17 protein-coding genes and 4 tRNA genes are annotated in these 26,955 nt (G+C 50.8%); 13 read left to right on the forward strand and 8 right to left on the reverse strand.

What is annotated here, in order from left to right:
* Positions 1 to 196: 196 nt before the first annotated feature.
* From LG288_RS03890 to LG288_RS03940, 11 genes are all read left to right on the forward strand, one after another.
* Positions 197 to 273, forward strand: a tRNA-Pro gene (locus LG288_RS03890).
* 35 nt (positions 274 to 308) lie between these two features.
* A tRNA-Arg gene (locus tag LG288_RS03895) sits at positions 309 to 385 on the forward strand.
* Between the two features lie 32 nt (positions 386 to 417).
* Positions 418 to 493 (forward strand) — tRNA-His (locus LG288_RS03900).
* 27 nt (positions 494 to 520) lie between these two features.
* Positions 521 to 597 (forward strand) — tRNA-Pro (locus LG288_RS03905).
* Between the two features lie 86 nt (positions 598 to 683).
* Entirely contained in the window at positions 684 to 911 is a 228-nt protein-coding gene (locus LG288_RS03910) for a hypothetical protein (RefSeq protein ID WP_404402228.1), read from the forward strand.
* A 234-nt stretch (positions 912 to 1,145) separates the two neighbouring features.
* A complete protein-coding gene (gene tig / locus LG288_RS03915; RefSeq protein ID WP_404402230.1) occupies positions 1,146 to 2,444 on the forward strand; it encodes a trigger factor in 1,299 nt (432 codons plus the stop codon).
* Positions 2,445 to 2,543: 99 nt separating this feature from the next.
* Entirely contained in the window at positions 2,544 to 3,161 is a 618-nt protein-coding gene (clpP, locus tag LG288_RS03920; protein ID WP_404402232.1) for an ATP-dependent Clp endopeptidase proteolytic subunit ClpP, read from the forward strand.
* A gap of 12 nt (positions 3,162 to 3,173) precedes the next feature.
* Positions 3,174 to 4,451, forward strand: a complete 1,278-nt coding sequence (gene clpX, locus LG288_RS03925; RefSeq protein ID WP_404402234.1) for an ATP-dependent protease ATP-binding subunit ClpX — start codon at positions 3,174 to 3,176, stop codon at positions 4,449 to 4,451.
* A gap of 121 nt (positions 4,452 to 4,572) precedes the next feature.
* The gene (gene lon, locus LG288_RS03930) at positions 4,573 to 6,909 is read left to right on the forward strand and encodes an endopeptidase La (protein ID WP_404402236.1); all 2,337 of its coding nucleotides are present in this window, start codon (positions 4,573 to 4,575) and stop codon (positions 6,907 to 6,909) included.
* A gap of 303 nt (positions 6,910 to 7,212) precedes the next feature.
* Positions 7,213 to 7,485, forward strand: coding sequence for a nucleoid-associated protein HU-beta (gene hupB, locus LG288_RS03935; protein ID WP_404402238.1), 273 nt, complete (start codon positions 7,213 to 7,215; stop codon positions 7,483 to 7,485).
* A 157-nt stretch (positions 7,486 to 7,642) separates the two neighbouring features.
* Positions 7,643 to 9,514: a SurA N-terminal domain-containing protein gene (locus tag LG288_RS03940; RefSeq protein WP_404402240.1), complete on the forward strand. Its 1,872-nt coding sequence runs from the start codon at positions 7,643 to 7,645 to the stop codon at positions 9,512 to 9,514.
* A 74-nt stretch (positions 9,515 to 9,588) separates the two neighbouring features.
* Here the strand turns inward: LG288_RS03940 and LG288_RS03945 are convergent, their stop codons facing one another.
* From LG288_RS03945 to LG288_RS03970, 6 genes are read right to left on the reverse strand one after another with little or no spacing between them, the layout of a single operon-like run.
* Positions 9,589 to 11,340 (reverse strand): BatD family protein, encoded by a 1,752-nt coding sequence (locus tag LG288_RS03945; protein WP_404402242.1) that lies wholly within the window; start codon positions 11,338 to 11,340, stop codon positions 9,589 to 9,591.
* Positions 11,334 to 13,184, reverse strand: a complete 1,851-nt coding sequence (locus LG288_RS03950; RefSeq protein WP_404402244.1) for a VWA domain-containing protein — start codon at positions 13,182 to 13,184, stop codon at positions 11,334 to 11,336. The genes LG288_RS03945 and LG288_RS03950 overlap by 7 nt, the downstream gene beginning before the upstream one ends.
* On the reverse strand, positions 13,177 to 14,163 hold the full coding sequence (locus LG288_RS03955) for a vWA domain-containing protein (protein ID WP_404402246.1): 987 nt from the start codon (positions 14,161 to 14,163) through the stop codon (positions 13,177 to 13,179). Before LG288_RS03955 ends, LG288_RS03950 begins: the two co-directional genes overlap by 8 nt.
* Entirely contained in the window at positions 14,156 to 14,620 is a 465-nt protein-coding gene (locus LG288_RS03960; protein WP_404402248.1) for a DUF4381 domain-containing protein, read from the reverse strand. Before LG288_RS03960 ends, LG288_RS03955 begins: the two co-directional genes overlap by 8 nt.
* A 31-nt stretch (positions 14,621 to 14,651) precedes the next feature.
* Positions 14,652 to 15,611 carry a DUF58 domain-containing protein gene (locus LG288_RS03965; protein WP_404402250.1) on the reverse strand — a complete coding sequence of 320 codons (960 nt, stop codon included), beginning with the start codon at positions 15,609 to 15,611 and terminating at the stop codon, positions 14,652 to 14,654.
* Positions 15,612 to 15,616: 5 nt separating this feature from the next.
* Complete coding sequence (locus tag LG288_RS03970; protein WP_404402252.1) at positions 15,617 to 16,573, reverse strand: AAA family ATPase; 957 nt, start codon at positions 16,571 to 16,573, stop codon at positions 15,617 to 15,619.
* A 191-nt stretch (positions 16,574 to 16,764) separates the two neighbouring features.
* On the opposite strand from LG288_RS03970, the gene fadI reads away from it, so the two are divergent.
* Positions 16,765 to 18,075: an acetyl-CoA C-acyltransferase FadI gene (fadI, locus tag LG288_RS03975; protein WP_404402254.1), complete on the forward strand. Its 1,311-nt coding sequence runs from the start codon at positions 16,765 to 16,767 to the stop codon at positions 18,073 to 18,075.
* The gene (gene fadJ / locus LG288_RS03980) at positions 18,075 to 20,198 is read left to right on the forward strand and encodes a fatty acid oxidation complex subunit alpha FadJ (protein WP_404402256.1); all 2,124 of its coding nucleotides are present in this window, start codon (positions 18,075 to 18,077) and stop codon (positions 20,196 to 20,198) included. Before fadI ends, fadJ begins: the two co-directional genes overlap by 1 nt.
* Here fadJ and LG288_RS03985 read toward each other — a convergent pair.
* Together LG288_RS03985 and LG288_RS03990 are read right to left on the reverse strand one after the other, a co-directional pair.
* The gene (locus LG288_RS03985) at positions 20,195 to 24,043 is read right to left on the reverse strand and encodes an EAL domain-containing protein (RefSeq protein ID WP_404402258.1); all 3,849 of its coding nucleotides are present in this window, start codon (positions 24,041 to 24,043) and stop codon (positions 20,195 to 20,197) included. The genes fadJ and LG288_RS03985 overlap by 4 nt on opposite strands.
* Positions 24,044 to 24,195: 152 nt before the next feature.
* Positions 24,196 to 26,952, reverse strand: coding sequence for an insulinase family protein (locus tag LG288_RS03990; RefSeq protein ID WP_404402260.1), 2,757 nt, complete (start codon positions 26,950 to 26,952; stop codon positions 24,196 to 24,198).
* Positions 26,953 to 26,955 lie beyond the last annotated feature (3 nt).

Below are 26,955 nucleotides of genomic sequence, written 5' to 3' on the forward strand. Positions count from 1 at the left end.
GTTAGTTAAATTAACAGGCGCACAGTTTACGGTTTTTCCGATTTGTTGTCACTGATTGCGGCAAAAATGGGCAGCTTGTTGCAAAAGTAGGCAGTTAGTTGTTTAATCAAAAAAAGTGTTTGACGTACCCCGGCTCAGTAGGTAATATTCGCCACCGTTGTCGGCCAGCCAGGCCAACACGCAGCTTTTAGGTCGTCGGCGAGTAGCGCAGCTTGGTAGCGCACTTGGTTTGGGTCCAAGGGGTCGCTGGTTCGAATCCAGTCTCGCCGACCATTGTTAAAGCGAACGGTTGCAGGAATGTTCAAAATGCGCCCGTAGCTCAGCTGGATAGAGCAACGGCCTTCTAAGCCGTCGGTCGCAGGTTCGAATCCTGCCGGGTGCGCCAGAACGCTCCCAAAATGTACATATCAATCAGTGGTGGGTGTAGCTCAGTTGGTAGAGCCCCGGATTGTGATTCCGGTTGTCGTGGGTTCAAGTCCCATCATCCACCCCACTTCTTTGTTTCCATGCAAGAAAATGTCGGCGAGTAGCGCAGCTTGGTAGCGCACTTGGTTTGGGTCCAAGGGGTCGCTGGTTCGAATCCAGTCTCGCCGACCATCTTTGCGTAATCCATGACCCGAAAGGTTGCGTATCCGTGATTAACAGCTAAACTTTAAGCAGTTGTGTGATCAATGGAGGCTAGCATGGTAGATTTTGAAAGCAGCATGGACAATCCCGCCAGCAAATTTTCCGAGCCAAAGGAAGTGCTGGACAGTGACGATTTAAGTCATGAACAAAAACTGAAAATTCTAAAGCAGTGGCGCTACGACGAGCTTGAAACTGAAGTTGCCGATGAGGAAAACATGGCAGCTGATAAGCCGGACCGGCTTGGCGAAATTAATAATCTTATCCTGCAATTGGAAGAATCCTGAGGGCATTCCGCCTTTACTGACCACTAAGCGATAGGTTGCGATTAACTTATCGCTTAGCAAAATCTCCAAATTTTTTGCTGCGGCTCTCGACTCCTCCCGCTTACCTCGCTATAATGCTGCGTCATTTTTAAAGGTCAACGCCGTTGTTATGTCGGCTGTCGTGAATTCGGGCTTAAGTCCGGCAAACACAGCATGCAAACAACATTCATTGATTGAAACCGAGGTAATGAAGCAATGCAGGTTTCTGTAGAGACAACTCAAGGTTTAGAACGCCGCGTGACGATTTCCGTGCCGGCGGATGCTATTGACAGCGAAGTCAAACGTTTATTAAAAGAAGAATACCGTCATCGTCGTGTGAATGGATTCCGCAAAGGCAAGATTCCTCCGCACGTACTGCAGAAGCTGTTTGGCCGCGAAGCACGCTCACGCGCTGCATCGGGCGTTATGCAAAGCAAATTTTACGAAGCCGTCATGCAGGAACAACTGAATCCTGCCGGTGCACCTGCTATCGAACCTAAGGTCAATGAGCCAGGTAAAGATTTAGAGTTTACTGCAACCTTCGAAGTCTACCCAGAAGTGGCAGTTAAGAACCTGGATCAGATAACCATCGAAAAGCCGGCTGTCGAAGTGACTGACGAAGACGTTGACAACATGCTGGAAACCCTGCGCAAGCAGCACGCCAGCTGGAAAGAAGTCAAGCGTAAGTCGAAAGAGGGCGACCGGGTCACTATGGACTTCGTCGGCTCTATCGACGGTGAAGAATTTGAAGGCGGCAAAGCCGAAGATTTTCAGCTCGAGCTTGGCCAGGGTCGCATGATCCCGGGTTTCGAAGATCAGCTTGAAGGCAGTAAAGCCGGCGAAGAAAAAACCATCGCAGTGACTTTCCCTGAAGATTACCACGCAGAAAATCTGAAAGGTAAAGAAGCTCAGTTCGAGGTCACGGCGAAGAAAGTTGAAGAGCAGCAATTACCAGAACTGGACGAAGAATTTGTTGCCTTGTTCGGTGTTAAAGAAGGTGGTGTTGACGCACTGAAAGCTGAAGTGCGTAAAAACATGGAACGCGAATTAAGTAATGCGTTAAAAGGTAAGATCAAAGAGCAGGTATTAAAAGGCATCGTTGAACACAATGAAGTTGACTTGCCAAAAGCCATGGTCGACCAGGAAATTGACGCACTGCGTAAGCAGGCGGCTGAGCGCTTTGGCGGAAATGCGGAACAAATGCCGGATTTACCTGCCGAACTGTTCGAAGAGCAGGCTAAAGAGCGGGTTAAAGTTGGTCTATTGCTGGGGGAAGTAATTCGCCAGCAGGAACTGAAGCCGGCCGACGACAAAGTTAACGAGATTATCGCTAACGCCGCGTCAGCTTATGAAGATCCAGAAGAAGTTGTTGCTTATTATCAGTCTAATAAAGACATGATGCAGCAGGTTCGTAACCTGGCTCTGGAAGAGCAGGCAATGGACTTTATTCTCGAGCAGGCGCAAGTGTCTGATAAAGCCGCCAGCTTTGACGAGATTATGAACCCTAAGCAGTAAGCTTTATAAGCCAGAGTCCTTGACGGAGTCGGCTAGTGCTTGGTTTAATGGCTCGTATGACCTCATACGAGCCATTTTTATTTCAGGAGCAGTTAATTAATGTCTAGTGATATTCAGGATCCGATGGCACAACTCGTCCCCATGGTTGTTGAACAAACCTCGAAGGGTGAGCGCTCATACGATATTTATTCCCGGTTGTTAAAAGAACGGGTAATTTTTTGCTGCGGTCAGGTCGAAGACCACATGGCCAACCTTATTGTGGCGCAGTTATTATTTTTAGAATCGGATAATCCCGATAAAGACATTTATCTGTACATTAATTCGCCCGGTGGTGTTGTTACCGCAGGTATGGCCATTTACGACACCATGCGCTTTATTAAGCCGGATGTCAGTACTGTTTGCATGGGTCAGGCCGCCAGCATGGGTGCCTTTTTGTTGGCCGGTGGCGCCCAGGGTAAGCGTTATTGCTTGCCGAACTCAAGGGTGATGATCCATCAGCCATTGGGTGGTTTTCAGGGGCAGGCATCTGACTTTGAAATCCATGCCAAGCAGATTTTGGATCTTAAAGAACGCCTAAACCGTATGTTATCCGAGCATACCGGACAAGATTACGACAAAGTCGCGAAAGATACGGATCGCGATTACTTTATGGCAGCAGAAGAAGCTGTTGATTACGGTCTGGTTGATGGCATCTTAAATCAGCGCGGCGAAGAGTAGTAGGAGAAAAGCATGACCGATAAAACCGAAGGTGAAGGCGATAAGCAACTGTATTGTACCTTCTGTGGTAAAAGTCAGCACGAAGTAAAAAAGCTCATCGCAGGACCTTCTGTTTTTATTTGCGATGAATGTGTGGAGTTGTGTAACGACATTCTGAAAGAAGAAATTGATCAGATAGCGGAACCCACTGAGCACGAGAAACTGCCGGTACCTAAGGCTATTCGGGAAAATTTGGATGACTATGTGATCGGACAGGATCGCGCTAAGCGTGTGTTGTCGGTCGCTGTTTATAATCACTACAAGCGGCTGCGTAATTCAGGCAAAGGTAAAGAACAGATAGAACTGGGCAAAAGTAATATTTTGCTGATTGGTCCAACTGGATCGGGCAAGACGTTTCTTGCTGAAACTATGGCCCGTTACCTGGATGTGCCGTTTACCATGGCCGATGCGACCACGCTGACTGAAGCGGGTTATGTTGGCGAAGACGTCGAAAATATCATCCAGAAGCTGTTGCAGAAGTGCGATTACGATGTTGAGAAAGCCGAACGCGGTATCGTTTATATTGACGAAATTGACAAAATTTCGCGTAAATCCGATAACCCCTCGATCACCCGGGATGTGAGTGGTGAAGGGGTGCAGCAGGCGCTGTTGAAGCTGATTGAAGGAACCGTGGCCTCGGTGCCGCCTCAGGGTGGCCGCAAACATCCGCAACAGGAATTTCTGCAGGTTGATACCTCTAAAATTCTGTTTATCTGCGGCGGCGCGTTCTCAGGTCTCAGTAAAGTCATCGAGCAACGTCTGGCGACCGGTACAGGTATCGGCTTTGGTGCCGATGTAAAAAGTAAAAGCCAGGATGAAGAAGGTAAGGTGATTGCTCAGGTCGAACCGGAAGACCTGGTCAAATACGGCCTGATACCGGAATTCATTGGTCGTTTACCGGTTGTTGCGACGCTGGACGAGCTTGACGATGATGCTTTGGTGCAGATACTGAAAGAACCCAAAAACGCATTGACTAAGCAGTACTCAGCGCTGTTTGAAATGGAAGACGTAGAACTGGAGTTTCGTGATGATGCCTTACGCGCCATCGCTAAAAAAGCCATGATACGGCGTACCGGCGCCCGTGGTTTGCGCTCTATTGTAGAGAATGTACTGCTGGGCACCATGTACGATTTGCCGTCCATTGAAGGCGTGGCGAAAGTGGTGGTTGATGAATCGGTAATTGCCGGCGAATCGCAGCCAATTTTGATCTACTCTAATCAGATGAAAGAAAAACAGGCCTCCGGCGAATAAAGCCACGCTTTAGCGCAAATACTGTGCAAAAAAGGGCCATCAGGCCCTTTTTTTTTGTCAAACATTGAACTTTAGCATTCAGACCGCATATTAGAGATATCACCAAGGTCGGGAGAAATTAATGAGCGAAGAACGTACAGAACAATTAGCAATGCCTGTTCTGCCGTTGCGAGATGTCGTGGTGTACCCGCACATGGTCATTCCGCTGTTTGTCGGACGAGAAAAGTCTATCCGTTGCCTGGAAGCGGCTATGGATGCCGATAAAAAAGTGTTTCTGGCAGCACAGAAAGACGCTTCGGTAGACGAGCCGGGAGAGGAAGACATCTACTCGGTAGGTACGGTTGCAACCTTACTGCAGTTGTTAAAGCTGCCCGACGGCACGGTAAAAGTGTTGGTTGAAGGTCAGCAACGGGCGCAGTTAAAACAGTTACAGGATGATGAGGACTACTTTAAAGCCAGTATTGATTATCTGGCTTCTGAAGAGTTACCTGAGAAAGAACAGGATGTGATGATCCGGTCGGCGATGAATCAGTTTGAAGGTTACGTCAAACTGAACAAAAAAATTCCACCGGAAGTGCTGACCTCATTATCGGGCATCGAAGACTGTGATCGGCTGGCAGACACTATGGCGGCGCATATGCCTCTTAAACTGGCAGACAAGCAGCAGGTGCTGGAAATTACCGATGTGCGCGAGCGTGTTGAGTACCTGATGGCCTTAATGGAAGGCGAAATTGATATTCTGCAGGTTGAAAAACGCATTCGCAGCCGCGTTAAAAAGCAGATGGAAAAAAGCCAGCGCGAGTATTATCTGAATGAACAGATGAAAGCGATTCAAAAAGAGCTGGGCGAAGGTGAAGACGGCGTTGATGAATTTGAGCAGCTGCAGAACAAAATCGACGATGCGCAGATGCCGGCAGAAGCCCGTAAAAAGGTTGAGGCCGAGCTGTCAAAACTGAAAATGATGTCACCAATGTCGGCTGAAGCCACGGTTGTACGCGGCTATATCGACTGGATGATCTCTATTCCGTGGAAGAAAAAGTCACGCATCAAAAAAGACTTAGCTCATGCCGAGGAGATTCTCGACGCAGATCATTACGGTCTGGAAAAGGTGAAAGAGCGGATTATCGAATACCTTGCCGTACAGCAACGTACTACAAAGGTAAAAGGGGCCATTTTATGTCTGGTCGGCCCGCCCGGGGTGGGTAAAACTTCGCTGGGGCAGTCTATTGCTCGGGCTACTGGCCGTAAATATGTTCGTATGGCTCTGGGAGGCGTGCGCGATGAAGCCGAAATCCGCGGCCACCGCCGCACCTATATTGGTTCGATGCCGGGTAAGCTGATCCAGAAAATGTCTAAGGTCGGTGTTCGTAATCCACTGTTTTTGCTGGACGAAATTGACAAAATGTCCGCCGACATGCGCGGCGACCCGGCCTCGGCACTGCTGGAAGTTTTGGATCCGGAACAGAACATCAACTTTAACGACCACTATCTGGAGGTCGATTACGATCTGTCAGATGTGATGTTTGTAGCTACCTCGAACAGTATGGATATTCCGGCGCCGTTACTGGATCGGATGGAAGTTATCCGGCTGGCTGGCTACACCGAAGACGAGAAGCTAAACATTGCCAAGCGTCACCTGCTGACTAAGCAGATTGAACGTAACGGTCTGAAAGAAAAAGAGATTACCGTTCAGGACTCGGCGATTATCGGTATTATCCGTTATTATACCCGTGAGGCGGGTGTGCGTAATCTGGAACGTGAGTTATCACGATTGTGCCGTAAAGCAGTAAAAACCATCCTGCTGGACAAGTCGATTAAGCACGTGGAAATTAACGCGGATAATCTGAGTGACTATCTGGGTGTGCAACGCCATGACTTTGGCAAGGCAGAAGAAGACAATCAGGTAGGCCAGGTAACGGGTCTGGCATGGACCGAGGTGGGGGGAGATTTACTGACCATTGAAACCACCAATGTCGCCGGTAAGGGTAAAATCACCTCGACCGGTTCCCTTGGCGATGTTATGCAGGAGTCGATTCAAACGGCACTCACTGTGGTTCGCAGCCGCGCTGATAAGCTGGGTATTGCGAAAGACTTTCACGAGAAACGTGATATTCATGTACACGTGCCGGAAGGTGCCACGCCAAAAGATGGACCCAGTGCCGGTATCGCTATGGTTACAGCGCTTGTTTCCTCGTTTACGGAAATTCCGGTACGCTCAGAAGTCGCGATGACGGGTGAGATTACGCTGCGCGGCGAAGTGCTGGCGATTGGTGGTTTAAAAGAGAAGTTGCTGGCGGCGCACCGCGGTGGCATCAAGCATGTGCTGATACCGAAAGAGAACGAGCGCGATCTGCGGGAAATTGCCGATAACGTGAAACAGGACTTGACCATTCAGCCGGTTAAATGGATTGACGAAGTGCTGCAAGTGGCGCTGGAACGAAATCCAATGAGTAACTAGTACTAAAGTTATACTTATAACCGAAAAAAAAACGGCGTAATGCGGTCTGGAGGGGTAAATACTGCCTGCAGGCCGCATTTTTTCGTTAAAAAAGTTGAAAAAAGGGTTTTCAAACGTAACGACTGTGGTAGCCTAAGTGGGAAAGCTAACTCCGGCCTGAGTAGTTGCCGGCGGGCTGGACAGAAGTTCGGAGACAATGTTGTTGAAGATTTAAATTCAGCTTGATATAACAATTTGCGCACATTGGCGTAATCCGAATAGAATGATGGAAATTTGATAATAACAATCGAAGGGGATGATACTGTGAACAAGTCTCAGCTAATTGACAAAGTCGCCGCGGGTGCAGATATTTCTAAAGCGGCTGCGGGTCGTGCACTGGACTCTATGATCGATGCAGTAACCGAAGCTCTGAAAAAAGACGATCAGGTCGCACTGGTTGGTTTTGGTACGTTCAGCGTTCGTGAGCGTTCTGCGCGCACGGGTCGTAACCCGCAAACGGGTGAAACCATTCAAATCGCTGCTGCCAAAGTACCTTCTTTCAAAGCCGGCAAAGCTCTGAAAGACGCAGTTAACTAAGAAATGCGCCAAGGCGCTTTTTTTATATAAAAATTTTGGACAGACAATAACCCGGAGTTTAAAAGCTCCGGGTTATTTTTTTGCCGAAAGGGTGAGTTTTAGCACCGTTTCGATATAATGTGCCGTCGATCATTAAACCACGAAGGAAGTTCTGATTATGTTAGAGCGGATACGAGAAGGATCGCAGAGTTTTGCTGCGAAGGCCGTTCTGGTGCTTATTATTCTGACCTTTGCTTTAGCAGGGGTAGGTAGCTATGTCACTGGCGGATCGGATGCGACCGTTGCCGAAGTTAATGGTGAAGCAATCACCCAGCCCGCTTATGAACGGGCTTATGAAAATGAGCGCAACCGGCTGCAGGAGCAGTTTGGCGATATGTTTGATGCCATCAGCTCAGATCCTGGCTATATGCGTAGTGTCCGGGCCGGGGTTTTAAACCAGCTAATTGAGCAGGAATTACTGCTGCAATATGCGCGCGACAAGGGCATGCGCATTTCGGCGGATCAGGTAAAAGCGGAAATTCGTCAAATTTCTGCCTTCCGCAGCGCCGGTCAGTTTGATAATGATGTCTATTTAATGGCATTACGTAACGCCGGTTACACTCCAGAGAGTTTTGCTAAGTTAATGCAGGACGATTTACTCCGTAATCAGTTGATCCAGGCACTGGCCGGCAGCGAATTCGCTCTTGATTCAGAAGTGCTGGCGCTATTGCGGCTGCAACAGCAGAAGCGCTCGGGTGGTTATTTGATTGCCCGTAATGATGATTACCGAGACGATGTTGAGCTGAGCGAGAGCGAGATCAACGACTATTACCAACAAAACAGCAGCTCGTTCCAGGCTCCTGAGCGAATACAAGTTGCTTATGTTGAATTATCCCGAGCCGATATCGTGTCATCGATTGAGGTTTCTGAAGAACAAGTGCGTGACTACTATGAGCAGCGCATTGATCAATACCGGACCGAAGAAGAGCGCCGGGTTTCACATATCCTGGTCGAGCATGCCACCGAGAATGCCGAGCAAAAAGCTGAGCAGGCGTTGGCTGAACTGGAAGCCGGTACAGACTTTGCTGATGTTGCACAACAGTATTCTGACGATACCTTTTCAGCGGAACTGGGCGGTGACCTGGACTGGATTGAGCAGGGCATGATGGATGCTGCTTTTGATGAGGCGGCGTTTGCACTGGAAGCTGTGGGTGATACCTCTGCTATTGTGGAAACCACTTTTGGCTACCATATTATTAAACTGACCGATTTACGGGCCGGAAGCGTCACCCCCTTTGACGAAGTTAAAGACGACGTGCGCGCTCAGTTAGTTGAGCAACAGGTTGAAGATCAGTATTTTGAACTACAACAGCAATTGGCGGAAGTTAGCTTTGAGCAACCGGATACGCTGGAACCTGCAGCCGATGCGATTGATGAGCAAGTGCGCCGGACCGACTTATTCAGCCGCGAACGTGCGCCGACTCCGCTGAGTGATGATGTGGTGTTAAATACAATCTTTTCCCAGCAGCTTATTGATGAGCGTTTAAACAGTGACATTATCGAAACCTCCGATGACCGTTCGCTGGTGGTCCGGGTACTGGAGCATGAGCCGGCCCATACACGTGCGTTGGCAGAAGTCCGTGAACAAATCGAGCAACAGCTGCGCACTGAAAAAGCTCAGCAAATGGCGATGGAACAGGCGCAGCAATGGCAACAACAATGGCTGGACGGTAGTAGTGAACTGGATCAACAAGTCGTCTGGATTGATGATATTGCGATGAGCAATCAACAGCATCCGCGCGGTATTGTCCAGAACCTTTATCAGATTGCGCCGACCGGCACTGAACAACCGGCAATGGAAGCGGTTGCTTTAGCTAATGGTGATGCGGCCGTGATTGCCTTAACGGCTGTCACTGAAGGTAACGCTGAGCTGGGTGAGCAAGCCCAGCAAATACGCGAACAACTGACGGATCGTCAGGCTCAGGTCCTGCTGCAGGCGTTTATTGATACACTGAAAAAGGATGCTGAAATCACTCGTCAGGAAATTTAGTCCTGCGGTGGTTTAGTAAAAGAGTAAAAGGCGCCGCTCAGGCGCCTTTTTTATGGCCGCGGGGCAATACTTTATCAGCGCCGGTAAAGGTTGGGTAGTTGATCCTCCGAGGCCTTATCCTGCTGTGCTTTAAGTGCCTTACGCAGACTTTGGTATAAGGCTTTGCCACCGCTCCAGTCCGGCTTGCCGGCACTAAATAAACTGCGCTGTAAGTCATTCAGCTGCTGTTGCAGCTGGCTGTTGGTTTTATCACCGTGTTGCAGCCACAGTGCCAGTTGATTCAGAGAAACCAGCGGCTGGCCATACTCCTGCTTTGCCCACTGACGCAGAAAAGCCTCTGCTTTGCGTGCCTGATTATCGGCGCAGGCTTTTTGAAAGTTCCGCCACTGTTGACTCTGGGTTAGTGCCTGACCGGGCTGGGAGACGGCGGCCGGGGCCGTTTGTTGGCGCTTGCGCAGATGCCGGCGCCAGAAGACCGCCAGGTTCCCAATCAGAGATAACACCAGTAATACCACCAGCAGCGTGATCAGGTTTTGTCCTGCTAACTGTTTAACCGTGGTTTGCGGAGCCGTTGGTTCAGCTTCGCTGTCGCTGCTTTGCCCGGCTGAGGTTGGTTCAGCGGTGGCTGTCGGTTCGCTCGACGTCTCAGCGTCGGTTAAGGGACTGGCAACGCCGGTTACGTCCAGAGTCAGCGCTTCGGTGCTGGCGGTCTCTGGCTGCTTGCGTTTGGTGTTAAACCAGGGGATTTGTAACGCCGGCAGGGTTAATTCACCCGGTTGGTTAGGTACCACTGCGTAGGTCACCGTTTTTTGTGCGATGCTGACTCCATTGCGGACAAACTGATCTACCTGGTCATCATCCGGATAAACCCGGACTGAATCCGGAAACTGTGGCTCTATGGGCGGCAGTTGCTCAGGTTTTACGCCGACAGCTGTCAGCTGATAGGTTAATGAAATCGGCTCACCTACGTTAACAGACGCTTTCTCTGGCGATACGGTCTGCGAAAGGGTAACCAGTTCGCTCGGTAACCAGTCACCACGCCAGTTCGAGGGGATGGGTTTTACGGTTAGCTGAATATCTTTTGCACGGGTACTGACCGGTTGAGTGTTAGAAAACGATGAAAAAATTGAGCGCTGACCCTCGGCGTACACTTCGCCATTAAAGCGGGCACCGCTTATGGAAAATGTACCGGATTTGTTCGGAGTTATCTGAAAGGTTCGTTGGTAGACCTTATAGCGCCGGCCATCGACCATTTCTGAAGTTTCCTGATCTGAGCCGATTTGGCGAATGTCTGCCTGTTCCATTTCGGGAGGTAAAAGATTACCTTTGTTAAGATCGGCGGCCAGATACAGGCGAACAATATAGGTTAACGGTTGTTGCAAGAAGACGCTTTGATTATCAACGGATGTTTCGATAAAGGCGACTTTTTCCGAGCGTGCCGAATTATCGCTGCCGGCTTCTAATACCTTGATTTCTATCGCTTCGGAACTCACCCCGTTTTTACTGATTGGCGGAATACGGTAAGTGCCCGGTTGTTCAGCAATCAGAACCGTGCTGAAACGGGTCAGTTTGTTCAGGCTTCCGTTAACAATCGAGGTTTGCCGGCTGACCGATGTACGGCCGACAATAAAGTCCTGCAATAATTGTTGTGGCTGAAAGGCGTCATTGCCGACGTCGTCGTTAAAAGTGACCGAAAGGACAAAAGACTCATTAGCGATAACCGGATTTTTATCAACCGAGGCTTCAATACGGGTAACATCAGCCTGCGCTGAAAGAGTGATAAAGAGGCTCACCAGAACCAGCAGGATTGCACTTATCCTTACCATTTTTTCTTTTCTCCTTGCGGCTCAGAGGCCCGCCGGGCATTACGGCGCCGGCTCTCAAGCAACATTTTATTGCGTAGTAAAATACTGGGATCATCGGGCACACGCTTCATCCATTGTTCAAGCTGTCGCGCCTTTTCCGGATCAATATCGTCACTGAACTGCGTCTGCTGATCGCGCATCTGATCAGCTGCATTGTCCTGTTGCTCTTCAGGCTGCGGCTGTTGCTGCTCTTGCTCCTGTTGCTCGTTGCCGCCTTGCTCAGCTTGTTCATTTTGCTGCTGTTGCTGCTGGCCCTGTTGATCGTCGGACTGACTATCTGATGAGCTGTCTTGAGCGTCTTGTTGCCCCTGATTGTTGCCCTGATTTTGACCATCCTGCTCATCACCCTGGTCGCCGTCCTCATTATCGTTGTCGTTTTGTTCTTGCTGCTCTTGCTGTTGTTGTTGCAGTAACTGGTTCATTAGCTCTTTATTTTCCTTAGCTTGCGACCACTGTGGACGTTTTTCTAAGGCTTTTTGATAGGCCTCGCCGGCTGCCTCAAATTGCTCCAGTTGCGCCAGTGCATTACCGCGGTTGTACCAACTCTCAGCACTATCCAGCTGGGCAAAACGGTCAGCGGCGGCCTGATACTCTCCGGCCCGGTAATAGGCCGCTCCCTGTCGCAAGGCCTGTTCACTGAGTTCGGCTGCCTGTTGATAATCTTGCTGGCGGTAAAGCTGCTGCGCCTGTTGTTCTTTGTTCAGCCACCAGCCCGGCGCATTATCGGTTTGCGCAGCCGCGGGAGTGTTTTGTTGAACAGCACTGAAACCGGCCGGGCTAAACAATGACAGCGGCAGCCAGGCTGCCAGTAACCAGCTGCCAAGGGTGCCACCGCGACGCCAGCTGAGCAGCATTAAGGGAATTAATAACAGCGCGAAAAAGGGACCGTTATCGCGCCACTGATCGCCTTGCTGCTGCTGTTCTGAATCTTTGCCGGCGCGGCTTAACGGAGGCTGACTGACAAGCCGCTCAATATCGCTGTTATTAGCCGCTACTGTCTCATATAACCCGCCGCTGATCGCGGCCAGGCTCTCTAAGCGCGAGGGCGTCAGTTTGGCGATGACTACCTGATTAAAACGATCTTTAATAAGCTGACCATTGTCATCACGGACCGGCGCTCCTTCTTCGGTACCGACGCCCAGTATTGAAACCCGGTGCGGTTGTTGGCGCAAATAGCCACTTAAACGGCTTAATTCACTACTGGCAATACCATCGGTTATCCAATAAATATCACCCTCTTGATAACCGGCGTTTTTCAGCAGTTCATCAGCCTGCTTTAATGCGCGAAGTGGTTCACTGCCTTCAGCAGGCATAATTTGTGGTGATAACGAAGGAATTAAGTTAATCAGGTTATTATTATCAGCAGTTAAGGGGCTGATAATAAAGGCATCATCGGCATATGCAATCAAGCCGGTATCGCCATCCAGTCCTGATTTAACCAGATCAATCGCTTTAAAACGGATCTGAGTTAAGCGATTAGGCGAAACATCTTCCGCCATCACTGATGGCGACATGTCCAGAATAACGACCTGACCGGTTTCCAGCTGGTAGACCGGCTGCGGCAGTCGTTCCCAGGTCGGCCCGGCCAGGGCAACGCAGCTGATTAGCCAGAATAAGGCCAGCCGGTGCGCTGACCAGTTAATTTTTCGTCCGGCGGAGTCGACCAGTACCTGTGACAAATGCCTGGGCAGCCATTGGTGCCAGCCGGACTGGTTTTTTTGGACCCGCAATAATTGCCAGTAAAACAAAGCTAATGGCAATAGCGCCAACAACCACCAGGGGCGAAGTAAATGAAAATCAGCCATGACGCTGCCTCCAGGGCCGAAAGTGAAGCAGGGCAATCAGTACCATCAGCACCAGGGCCAGTGCTAAAGGCCAATAAAATAAGGCCTGACGCGGCCGCAATTGTTGCGGTGAGCCGGTGATAGGTTCTAACTGGTCAAGTAACTGATAAATTTGTTCCAGTTCATCGGTGCTGCGGGCCCGAAAATACTCACCGCCGGTGGTGTCAGCAATACGTTGCATTAACGGCACATCAAGATCGCGGCTGGGATTTACCCGGCGCTGACCAAAAAAGCTGTCGACGACAACTTCTTCGGCGCCTACGGCGATGGGATAAACTCTGACATCAAAGGCATCTGCCAATTCCAGTGCCTGGTCCGGAGTCAGATTGCCGGCGGTGTTCTGGCCATCGGTCAGCAGAACCAGTACGCGGTTAGTTTCTTCCTTGCTGCGAAATCGCTTTACGGCCAGGGCCATCGCATCACCGATTGCGGTGCGCTCGCCCACCAGACCCAGTACCGACTCTTCCAGCATTTGCCGCACCGTTTCCCGGTCATAGGTCATAGGTGTTTGCAAAAAGGCGGTATCGGCAAAGAAGATAAGACCCAGGCGGTCGCCCTCACGGCGGCTGATAAAATCACCTAACACGGATTTTACCATAGTGAGCCGATCCACCTTATTCCCGTTTAGGTCCATATCAGCAATTTCCATACTACCCGACAGATCGACGGCCAACATAATTTCGCGGCCTTCGGCGCGAACCGGAAGCGGCTCACCTAACCACTGGGGTCGGGCCGCTGCGGTTAACACGGCCAGCCAGCACAAGCTCAGCAGCAACCACAACCAAGGTTTAGTACGCATACTTTGTTGGGTGTTCTGCAGGCCGTTCAGAGTTGGAATACGGATAGCCGATAACGACTGTTGTGCCGGCGGTGTCAGGTAGCGCAACAGCCAGGGCAGTGGCAGCAACACAAAAATCCAGGGCCAGGCGAATTCAAACATCGGTACCGCTCCGTTTTGCCTGCCGGCGCGCCTGACCTATCCAGTGCATAGCCAACTGCTGATACTGGCCAATCAATTCCGGGCTCGCGGGTTTATAGAAAAGCTCGTCACTGCGCTCAATCAGTTGTTGGTAACCGTTGTCTTTGGCACCCAGAAATAACAGCCAGGACGTACCATTCAGTTCGGCGATTTGGGTACGCGGATAATAAGCCAGCGCCACCTGCTTACACAACAGCGTAATATCGCTGGCGGCCGGGCGCTGTAACTGACCGAGCTGCTGCAGGGCAAGCCGCTGCGGGCGCCTGGCGCGGTAGCGGCGCCAGCTTAGTAAGGTAACCGCCAGCAATGCGATTATCAGGCCGGTAACTATGATTAACAGCGGCCAGGCCGGTGGCCACCAACCTGCTGCCGTTGGCTCGACGATGTCATTTAATTGTTCTAAAGACGCTTGCTGCATTCATTTAATTCCAGTCTGTTGTCAGTACTTACTAGCGTAGTTTCGGCCACTGTTGCTCGAGAGCCTGTGCGGCGTTAACTAAGGTCAGTGGTAAACCAAACTGCTCAAACAGAGCTTCCTGCTGTTGATGCCTGGCCTCAGCCTGCTGCTGGTAAAGGCGGCGCTGGGTCTGGTCAGCCAGGTTAACCTGCGCCTGCTGCTCGCCGTCAAAAACCGCCAGGGCCTGAGCCGAGTAACCACTGGGTAATTCATATTCCATCGGGTCAAACAACTGAAAACACCGCACAGAATTGCGTTTGTTCAGTCGTGCCAGGGGTTCCAGCTGATGTTGCTGCAGTTGTTGAAAATCGCTAATGATATTAATCAGGCTGCCCGGCTTAACCAGTTTTTGTAAGCGGCTGGCGGTATCGCTAAGGGGTGCCTGATGTGGCTTTTGTTGCTGCTGCCAACGCTGAAAACTGTCCTTGTGGACGTCCAGCAGGCCATGTAAAAATCGCATCACCCCCGGTTTACGGGCAACCGGCTTATGTTCCCTGTGCAACCAGCCGTTACTGACGATACCACCGACCCGGTCGCCACGCTGTTGTGCCTGCCAGGCCAATGCTGCAGCCAGATGACAGGCTTGTACTGACTTAAACAGCAGCTGACTGCCGAATAACTGAGTCAGGGCTAAATCGACCACCAAAAAAACCGGCCGTTCTTTTTCTTCCCGGTACAATTTAGTGTGGGCTTTGCCGGTGCGCGCTGTAACGCGCCAGTCAATGGCTCTGATATCATCGCCGACTTGATAGTGGCGTACTTCATCAAACTCCATTCCGCGGCCACGAAACTTACTCAGCACTGGCCCGGACTGGTTAACGGCCGGCAAATTACGCGCATGCCGGGCAAAGGCCGGCAGTTTGGTGCGATAATACATCAGTTCCTGTATCTGTGGCTGTAAACCATCACTGTGGAACTTATTTAACCAAAAGCTGGACTGCTCTTTCTGCATAATAATCAGGGTGCCGGAACCAGCTGTAAAATGCGGTCGATAACCTGATTCGGCGTGATCCCGTCAGCCTCTGCCTGATAACTGATAATGATCCGGTGCCGCAGGCAGTTATGGAGAATGCCGCGGACATCGTCAGGGGTTACAAAATCGCGGCCGTCTAACCAGGCACTGGCACGGGCGCAGCGCTCCAGGGCAATAGTGGCCCGCGGGCTGGCGCCGTATTCAAGCCAGCCGGCCAGCTCGGTATCGTAATTGTCAGGCGCTCGGGTGGCGATAATCAACTGAACTAAATAGTGTTCAACGGCCTCATCAAGGTAAACCTGCATCACCTGCTGGCGCGCCTCAAACAGCTGCTGCTGAGTCAGCGGCGTCGGCATGGCTTCCTCGCCTTCAATCACCTCGCCGCGGTTTAGCCGCAGGATCTGCTGCTCGGTGGCTGCATCGGGGTAGTCCAGATTCAGGTGCATTAAGAAACGGTCCAGCTGCGCCTCCGGCAGTGGATACGTACCCTCCTGTTCCAGTGGGTTTTGCGTGGCTAACACCATAAACAGCTGAGGCAGAGGATAACTGCGCTGGCCGACGGTAATCTGGCGCTCGGCCATGGCCTCGAGTAAGGCCGACTGAACCTTGGCGGGCGCCCGGTTGATCTCATCGGCAAGGATTAAGTTGTGAAACAAAGGGCCCTGCTGAAACTCAAAGGTAGCGTTTTCCGGACGATAGATATCGGTACCGGTTAAATCAGCAGGCAGCAAATCAGGGGTAAATTGTACCCGGTGAAAGTCGCCTTCAATGCCTTTTGCCAGCGCTTGAACCGCACGGGTTTTAGCCAGCCCCGGTGGACTTTCAACTAACAAATGACCGTCGGCCAATACGGCTAATAATAAGTTACGGGTAAATTGCGGCTGACCAAGCACTTGCCGGTTAAGAAACTCGTGTAAGGTTTTGAACTGAGACGCGGCCATGGGACTCCTGTACCTATTATCTGATTTCGCCTATGCTGTTTTCACAGCATAACACGATTTGATGTTGACAAAGATAGTAACACTTTACTGAAAACGATGGTTTTAATCTGCCCGATAAACCGCTAGAATTTGTAACAAAATCTATTGTGGTCAGACCAGTAAAGACCTTACGTTGAAAATGGAGATAACTTATGGCGGCGACACAATCGTTGCGTACCCCCGGAGGCGACCGTATTGCCATTGTAGCCGGCTTGCGTACCCCCTTTGCCCGACAAGCCAGTGACTTTCATGGTATACCGGCGGTGGATTTAGGCAAAATGGTGGTTCAGGAATTGATCAATCAGACCGGGATATCCCCTGAGCTGGTTCAGCAACTGGTTTTTGGCCAGGTAGTGCAAATGCCCGAAGCACCGAATATTGCGCGGGAAATTGTGCTGGGCACTCAACTACCGGTTTCGGTCGATGCTTATAGCGTGTCGCGCGCCTGTGCAACCAGCTTTCAGACCACGGTTAATGTGTTAGAAACGATGCTGGCGGGTAACATCAATGTTGGTATCGCCGGCGGTGCCGATTCATCGTCCGTACTGCCAATTGGGGTGAGCAAGAATCTTGCCCGGGCGTTGGTGGACCTGAATAAAGCGAAAAGTTTAACACAACGATTCAGTATCATCCGCCGTTTAGGTTTAAAAGACTTAAAGCCGGTGCCGCCTGCGGTAGCAGAGTACAGTACCGGTTTAAGTATGGGTGAGACCGCAGAACAAATGGCAAAGACTCATGACATTGCCCGCGAAGCACAGGATCAGTTGACCGTTGACTCGCATCAAAAGGCTCACCAGGCCTGGGAGGCGGGCTGGTTAGACGATGAAGTAATGACTGCTTATCCGGAACCTTACAAAAAACATATCGAACGTGATAACAATATCCGCCCGGACAGCAATATTGAAAAACTGTCTAAGTTAAAGCCGGTATTTGACCGTAAACACGGGTCGGTCACCGCTGCTAACAGTACCCCGTTAACGGACGGTGCTTCGGCTATTATGTTAATGACCGAAAGCCGTGCCCGCGAGCTTGGTTACCAAGCACTGGGTTATATCCGCAGTTATGCCTTTACTGCCATTGGTGTCGAAAAAGACATGCTGATGGGGCCTTCTTACGCCACCCCGCTGGCCCTTGACCGGGCAGGCATGCAACTGAGCGACCTTGATCTGATTGATATGCACGAAGCCTTTGCTGCGCAGACGCTGACAAATATCAAAATGTTTGGCAGCCAACGTTTTGCTGAACAGCAACTTAACCGCAGTCAGGCCATTGGCGAAATCGACATGGCTAAATTTAACGTGCTCGGCGGCTCGATTGCCTACGGACATCCGTTTGCAGCTACCGGCACCCGGATGATAACGCAAATGCTGAACGAACTGCGCCGGCGCGGCGGCGGGACAGCATTAACGACCGCCTGCGCGGCAGGCGGCCTCGGCACAGCAATGATTTTGGAGAGCGAATAATGACTGAACAGAGCGCATTTTCAATGGATGTTCGCGACAACGGTGTGGCGGTGATCACTATCGATGTGCCGGGCGAGTCGATGAATACCTTAAAAGACTCCTTTGCTGAAGAAGTCGGCCGCTTATTAAATCAGCTGGAGAGCAATTCAGACATTAAAGGCGTGGTGTTTATCAGTGGCAAAGAGGGTTCCTTTATTGCCGGAGCAGATATTAACATGATTAATGACTGCAGCACCGCAGCTGATGCGGAGAGCCTGGCGCGCAAGGGGCAGGCCATGTTTGACCGTATTGAACAGTTACAGGTACCGGTTGTAGCAGCCATTAACGGGGCCTGCCTGGGCGGCGGGCTGGAGCTGGCAATGGCGTGTCACGTCAGAGTAGCCAGTGATGACAGCGCGACCCAGCTGGGCTTACCGGAAGTCAAACTGGGCTTACTGCCGGGCTCCGGCGGTACTTACCGTTTACCGGCATTAGTGGGTGTGCAACAAGGGCTGACAATGATTCTGACGGCCAAGCAGCTGCGCGCAAAGCAAGCCAAAAAGGCCGGTCTGGTGAACGAAGTGGTACCCCGGTCAATTTTGCTGGAAGCGGCAATGAAACACGCTCTGAAAGCAAAACCTAAACGCGGAAAACCTCCCCTTAAAGGCATGAGTAAACTGCTGGAAGCGACCTCTTACGGGCGTAACATCATTTACAAAAAGGCGGCTGAGCAGGCACAGAAGAAATCACAGGGTAATTATCCGGCCATCGACAAAATCATAGCAACCGTGCAAGCCGGGGTCGAGAAGGGCCGCGAAGCCGGGTTGGATAAAGAAGCGCGCAGCTTTGGTGAGCTGGCGATGACTCCGGAGTCCTTTCAGCTACGCCAGATTTTCTTTGCCACTACCGAGATGAAAAAAGAAACCGGTGCCGATGGTGTTAAGCCGGACAGTATTGAACGGGTAGGTGTTCTGGGTGGTGGCCTGATGGGCGGGGGGATTGCCTATGTCACTGCCATTAAAGCAGATTTGCCGGCGCGCATTAAGGATATCTCTCATGAAGGTGTTACCCATGCTTTGCATTACAGTTATGAACGGCTGAATAAAAAAGTTAAACGTAAACATCTGCGCCGTGCCGAGCTGGAACACAGCATGCTGCAGTTAAGCGGTACGCTGGACTACTCAGGCTTTGAACGTGTCGACGTGGTCATTGAGGCCGTTTTTGAAGATCTTGAATTAAAACAAAAAATGGTTGCTGACATCGAGCAGCACGCTAAACCAGAAACGATATTTGCAACCAATACGAGCTCTTTGCCTATCACTCAAATAGCCGCAAAAGCTGAGCGCCCGGAAAATGTTATCGGTCTGCATTATTTCTCTCCGGTCGATAAAATGCCGCTGGCGGAAATCATCACCCACGAAAAGACCGCAGATAAAACCATTGCGACAACGGTGTCGTTAGCAAGAAAGCAGGGTAAGACACCCATTGTGGTTAAAGACGGAGCCGGCTTTTTTGTAAACCGTATTTTGGCGCCTTATATGAATGAAGCGGCGCGCCTGGTACTGGCCGGCGAGCCTATCGAACATGTGGATAAAGCCTTAGTTAAGTTTGGGTTTCCGGTCGGTCCGATTACCTTGCTGGATGAAGTCGGTATTGATATTGGCGCTAAAGTCGCCGGTATTCTGCGCAAAGAACTGGGAGCTCGGTTTGAACCGCCGGGGGCTTTCGATAAATTAATTGATGACGAGCGTAAAGGTAAGAAGAACGAAAAAGGCTTTTACCGTTATGGCAAAAACGTTAAAGGCAAGCCGGTGGATGAGTCGGTTTACTCACTGCTGGATATTGAACCCAAGCAGCAAAAGGACCGTGAAACCATTGCCGAACTATGTGTTTTGCCGATGCTCAACGAAGCAGCATATTGTTTGCAGGAAGGAATCATTCGCAGCGCCCGGGACGGTGATATCGGCTCGGTGTATGGTATTGGTTTCCCACCGTTTTTGGGTGGTCCTTTCCGCTACATGGACGAGCTGGGCATAGGCTCATTGGTCAGCAAGCTGAACAAACTTGCCGAACAGCGCGGCGATCGCTACCAGCCGGCCCCTTTACTACAGGAAATGGCTGAGCAGCAACGCCGCTTTTACTAAGCCGGGCTCAGGCTCTGATGCTGGCCGATAAAGCGGATGAGGTCATCCGCTGACATCGGCTTAGCAAAATAAAAGCCCTGAATAAACTCACAACGCAGCGTTTTCAGAATCTCCAGCTGCGTTTGTGTTTCCACTCCTTCAGCGACAACTTTCAGGCCCAGGTTATGAGCCATGGCAACGATGGAAGCGACCATATTCCGGTCTTTATCGTTATTACTGATATCATCGACAAAGGCTTTATCGATTTTCAGGGTATGGATCGGAAAACGTTTAAGATAAGCCAGCGAGGAGTAACCGGTACCAAAATCGTCCAGCGCCAGCTGTACGCCCATATCAGACAGATTTTCGAGCATGGTAATAGCCCGCTCAGGATCACTCATCACCATACCTTCGGTAATTTCGAACTCCATATGACGGGGGTGTAGCTTTTCTTCCAGCAGGATCTGTTCAATTTGAAATGCCAGGCTGGAACTTAAAAATTGTCGCGCCGACAGATTGATAGCGACATGACGGGGAGTCCCGGGAAGCGCTAAAAAGCGCAGCATGTCGCGACAAGCCTGCCGTAAGACTTGTTCGCTGAGCGGCACAATCAGGCCTGTTTCTTCAGCCAGCGGAATAAAATCACCCGGGCTAATGATACTGCCATCTTTACGGCGAATGCGCGCCAGTGCCTCAATACCGGCAATGTGTTGCGATCCGGGTTCAATTTTTGGCTGATAGAAAACATCAACGCGCTGCTCACGTATTGCGCCGCGAACTTCGTTTTCAATTTGCAGACGTTGAATGGCGTTCTCGTTCATTGACTGGCTGAAAAACTGGTAGCAGTCGCCGCTGCGTTGCTTGGCATGGTACATCGCGGTATCCGCTTTTTGCAGCAGTTCCTGCGAGGTGCTGGCATCGTGGGGGTAAAGCACAATACCAATCGAACTGCCGATAACGACCTCGTGCTGGCGTACCCGATACGGGTGGGCAATTTCCTTATTGATCTGGTTAGCCAGTGTACTGATGGTGTTAAGATCAGTGGTATCTTCTACCAGCAAGCCAAATTCATCGCCGCCAAGCCGGTAAAGAGTATCCTGACGGCGGCCGATATCCGTTAGCCGCTCAGCTATCCGGCATAATAATTCGTCGCCAATTTCGTGACCCAACGAGTCGTTAATCTTTTTAAAGTCGTCCAAATCAAAAAGTAGCAGCGCATGGGGTACTTTTTTCCGCACCAGGTTGGAATGGCTGACCTGAAAATACGAGCGGTTAGGCAAGCCGGTCAGGCTATCGGTATTCGACAGACGCCGCAGTTCATTTTCAGTATGCCGGCGTTCGGTAATATCCGAAAAGCTGGCGACAATCAGCTCGAGCTCGCCGTTATCATTTTTCACCGAGTCCAGTGTCAGTTCCATCTGGAATTCACTGCCATCGGCGCGGATGTCAGAAACCTCGCCCTGCCAGCTGCCCTCACGCAGAAGCGTACGCTTGATTTGGTCAACATACTCATTGTCGTAGGCTTGCAGAGTAAAGGGTTGTGCTAACACCTGCTCGCGCTGGTAACCGGTAATCGCGGTAAAGGCTTTATTCATTTCTCGTTTGCGGAAAAATCGATCGTAAATACAAATGCCGTCGGAAATATTGGTCAACGATAAAGCCAGCATGTTGAGCCGCTCTTCGCGGCTGATCACTGCGCTGATGTCGGTCAGAGAGCCCTGAATACGGAGGGGGTTATGCGCTTCATCCCATTCGGTAACCTGGCCCTGATCCATCAGCCAAAGCCACTGACCGTTGCTTTCCAGCCGGTAACTGCATTGGAAAGAATCGGCTTTGCCCTGCAGGACCTGGTCCAGTTGCTCACGCAGCCTGATAATATCCTGCGGGTGGATATTGGTGACTGTGTCGGGAACGCCACTGCGATAGCCGTCCAGAGGAAACTGCGGGCAATGAGACCAAATGTTATGGCGGTACAGTTCGTTTGATTGCCGTTGCCAGTCCCATAATTGAACACCGCTGCTGGCCAGCCCCTGTTGTAGTTGATATTGCTGCGAAACGAGCTGCTGCCGGTGTCGGCGCACACGATAAATGAACAGACCTGATAACAGCCCAACGAAAACCAGGCCTGCGGCGTAAAGCGAATAGGCCAGCGTAGTGGCGTACCAGGGCGGCGGAATAGTGATGCTTTGCTGGTGTTTCAAAGACCAGTTGTAGCCATCCGCTGAACCCTGTACCTGCAGAGTATAATCAGCGGCGGGTAAGCGCTTAAGTGCTATCGGCTGCATCGGCCGGGTGGTGTACCGCCACTCCGGGTATAAATCCAGTAACCTGTAGCGGTACTGCGCCTGACTGGGCCGGGGAGCCAAAGGACTAACAAAATCGATGGTCACATCTTGTTGTTCCACGCTGAGCTCTACGAACAGGGGTTTAAGTTCGTGGCCATCGGGCCGTTTTATCAGCGAGCGTTGCTGGGTAACTTGCAGAAACTCGTTGACCGCACGTGCTTCGGTCTGATCGGCGATCCAAAGTTTGTCATTGCGTGATGCTAATTGAAGGCCGGGCCGCTGAAAAAAACCGTCATCAGCGCTCAGTGTTTCCCAGTCACGTTCAAGGATATCGTAAATAAATAGGCCGCTACGCTCAGTGCTAATAAACAGCCGTTCGGCAAACAGCATCATTTGTTCAGCAAAAACTGGCTGGCTTGAGGGCAGGGGATGCACTTCGGTGATTTGCCGGTTATGCAGTTGATATTTGACCAAACCAGCCTGAGTGATAAACCACCAGTCGTTATCTAAACCCAGGGTTGCTGCACGGTAATTACGTAAGGCGGGGGGCAAGGTTAGATTGTTCAGGTCGCTGGCCAGCTGAATATCCAGCAGACGATCAAAATCGATTTGTGTCTGCGGTGTGGTTAACTGGTATAAGCCGCCATTTTCTGCGCCCAGCCATAATCGTTTTAAATGGTCAACGGCAAAGGCCGACACCATTAACGAGTCGGGCACGGGTAGCGTATGCTCTGGGTTTATATAGGCTTCTTTATCTGCCGGTGTTTCCAGCACCTTGATACCGTCCAAAGTACCTGCCAGCAAGTGGCCATTGTCGACATAGGCAAGGCGCTTAATAGCTTCTGTGCCGTTTAGCCGGTCAGCCAGGCGCAGGTTTTCATCCAGCATAAAAATGCCGCTGTCGTGGGCAAACCAAATCTTATCATTGCGGCTGACAATATGATTAAAACCGACGGCCGGCAAAGGATCAGTGATTGGGTTGTCGATAGTTACTTTAAAAACATCATAACTGTCGCCATCCCAGACATAAATCGAACCATCCTGCTGCTCCAGCCATAGCCAGTCACCGGCGCGCTGAATTCTGTTGATCTGAGTTAGCGGCAAGCCATTGTAATTAAGGCTGATCTGACTGACTTGATAGGGGTTATCGGCCTGTTCTGACACTTTCCACAACAAACCATCGCTGAGAAGCAAAAGCTGTTGAGAAAAGTTTTCGGCGATTTGCCGGACCACTGCGTCGGGATAGCGGTCATTAAACGAAGACAACCGAAAAAAACGTTGCGCGGGGTAATCGTAATAGGCAATGCCTGCGGTAGTGGATACCCATAACTGTTGGCCGCTAAACCACAAATCGATAATATGATTACTGGGTAAATAGCGCTCGCCGCCGCCACTTAAAAAGTGCTCAAATTGTAAGCCATCAAAACGTTGCAGACCGTTGCGGGTTGCTATCCATAAAAAGCCGTGCGGATCCTGAACCAGGTCGGTTATGGTATGACTGGTCATGCCCTCGCTGATGCCCCAATGTTGGGACTTTGCCAGCGCCTGCGGTGTTGAAGCCATCGCTGAACCGGGCGTCATCGCTGCCAAACCTAACCAGAGGCCAGCGCATAAAGCTTGAACTAATCTGACTAACAAGATGGATTCCTGCTGGATAACTATCAATTAATAGCGTTTATAAGATGTTAATTAAACGTTAAGCTAACGAAATTGTCAGAGCTTGTAAAGCCTTTCTAGACCTTGTTCACGGCGGTCTGAAGTCGCATTAGAGCAGGTTGTTCAATTACTAAACGATTAACATAAGTTAGCCATTCGTCCAGTTGCCAGTGGTCTAATGCCGAGGTTAACTGCTGCGCCCGGTTAAATTGAGTGTCGCCAAGCTGGATAGCACCCCACAAACGCTGGCTGCGCACTCGCAAATTACGGTCTTTAACCTGTAACTGACTACGCATCAGTGACTTACTGTGAGTCCAGGCTTTTACTGTAAGAGCCTCCAGCTGCTCTACCGCCAGCACCATCACCTGTTGCAACTGCTCATGCAACTGCGCTTCATTTAGGGTTGGTGACTGCACAAACAGGATCACCCCGGGGATGCGTTGCAGTGCAAAATACTGGCTGCCGGCCATGTAGCCTACTTGCCGGCGGGTGCGTAACTCATCAAAAACAAACTGATGGATCAACTGTTGCAGTAACATCATTGCGACCTGGTCCCGGGTCGTATCGGAGGGGCCTTGATAGTATTGAATCACGGCTGCGTCCGGATGACTGTGCGCTTTTTGGCTAAGTTGATCGGTGCCGGCGCCCAGGCGCTTTATTCGATCGGGGGGTGTTGTCCGTAGTGCTTGCTGATCGTCGACATTGTCGGCAATTAGCTCTGCTAGTTGCTGTGCATGTTGTTGTTGCCAGTCACCGTGCATCAGGGCTGTGACACGCAGTTGCTCAAATAAGCCGGCGACGATCTGGGTAAACTGAGTCTGCCTCAGCTCACTGCAGGCATCCGCCATCTCATGAAGACCAAAAAGCCCTTGTTGCAAGGCCAGGTTAAGCTCAGAAAATAACAAGTTAAGCGGCTGACTCTGATGTGCAGAACGCCAATTGTGTAACATTTGCTGCGATGTTGCCTGCCACCGTTGTCGCTCGAAACGCACTGTCCAGGCCTGCTTCATTAAATAACTGAGTAACGGCAGCTGGCCCGCTGATAATCCGGTAGTGTGCAGAGTGATACCCGCCTGGGTGGGGTAAATATTGAAGTGCAGCCCGGCCACCTCGGCATCGTACAAATCTTCATTAAGCGCATCGATCATCAGTTCGGACCAAATTCTTGCGCAGGCAAAATTCAGGGCGGATGAATTAACGGCCGGAGCCTGCAGGTTTAGATAGATATGCCCTTTGGGAACGCGGAATTGGGCATCCTGCAAATGCCACAGCTGCTGTTTATGGTCGTTAACAAGGCATTTGGGTACGGCAGAGTCAGACTGCGGCGTTGTTAATGGATACGGTTGTAAATGTTCATCCAAAAACGGATTAGGTGCGGGTAGGGTAGCGTTGAAATTTTCTGCGCTTTGTTTTAATTGTTTCAGCTCGAGAGCACGTAAGCTGCGTATGCTGTAGGGCGCGTCGTAAATCGGTGTTACCTGATCAGTATCAGCCGCCGCCGAAATCCAGGTAAGGCGGGCGCGTTCGGGCAGCATCAGCGACAATAAGTCGGCAGCGCGCTGCTGGTTAAGGGCGTCCATCCTGAAGTCAGCGTAAATGACGTCTTCAACCGGATAGTGATGGGCATTTATTGCTAGTTGTGAAACCAGCTCACCGACCGGGGCCGGCTCCTGGTATTTAAAACTCAGTTCGGCGCTGATTTTGCGCTCGCGGTAGCGCCAGGCCTCTATGCCCTGTTGTTCAATCAGCCGGATATAGTTAAATACCCATTGCGCTACGCTCATTAACGCCTGTTCGCCCTGCTCGGTAAGCTGAATATTGATATTAAAGTCTTTAAAGTTACTGCCGCTAATACCGCCACCGGCGGATAGATTGTTAATCCAGCCTTGTTGACGCAGCTGACTGAATAGGCTGCCCGGCCCCTCGTAACCGAGAAGATGAGCGATAAAGCTGGTGGTTTTGTGTCGGTAATCATCATCAATAGGGGGTAGAGGTAATGTGATGATCAGCCGCCGCGCGGGTTTAACCGGCCTAACCTGCAGGAAAACACCCAGCTGATGTTGCTGGTATAAAGGCTGCGTTACTGTTGTTGCTGATGCTGATGCTGATTCTGTTGCCTGACTGGCAGGCCGGATGTCGCTGAAGCTCTGTTTAGCCAGCTGCTCTAGCTGGTCCAGAGATTGGGGGCCGGCAATCACCAGGCGTAATTTTTCGGCGACAAAATGGGTGGCAAAAAAGTGCTGTAGCTTGGCCGCCAGAGTACCGTACTGATCATCATTCAGAGTGTTGAGGTTGCCGACCGAAAATTGACTGAAGGGATGCTCGGGATTAGAGGTTGCCTTGTGTACCTGGTACAAGCGTCTTAACTCGTCTTTTTGTTTCAGCCGAAACTCAGACTCGATAGACTGACGTTCTTTAGCGATCATGCCCGGATCGAACAACGGGCGATGAAACATTGCGGCAAAATACTGCAATGCCTGCGCCAGCGAGTTAGCCTGGCAGTCAAAGTAAAAGTTAGAATATTCAGTGCCGGTCCAGGCATTTTGCTGACCGCCATAGGCATTAAGAAAATCACTAAAGGCTGATGGTGACGGGTAATCATGATTACCCAATAGCAGCATGTGCTCTAAAAAATGAGCCAGGCCCTGAGTATGACGGGGATCGTGAAAGTGGCCGGCATTAACGGATAATGCCGCCCCCGCTTTCGGGCTATCCGGGCAATGTGCCAAAAGCACAGATAGCCCATTAGCTAAAGTTAGCGCACGGTAATCCCTTTTATCTCGGGAACTACGGATAATAGAGACGACCTCGTCAGTGGTAGATGAGCTCGTCATAAG

Origin of the sequence: Idiomarina seosinensis (assembly GCF_044797955.1) — a bacterium.
Classification (GTDB): Bacteria; Pseudomonadota; Gammaproteobacteria; order Enterobacterales; family Alteromonadaceae; genus Idiomarina; species Idiomarina seosinensis_A.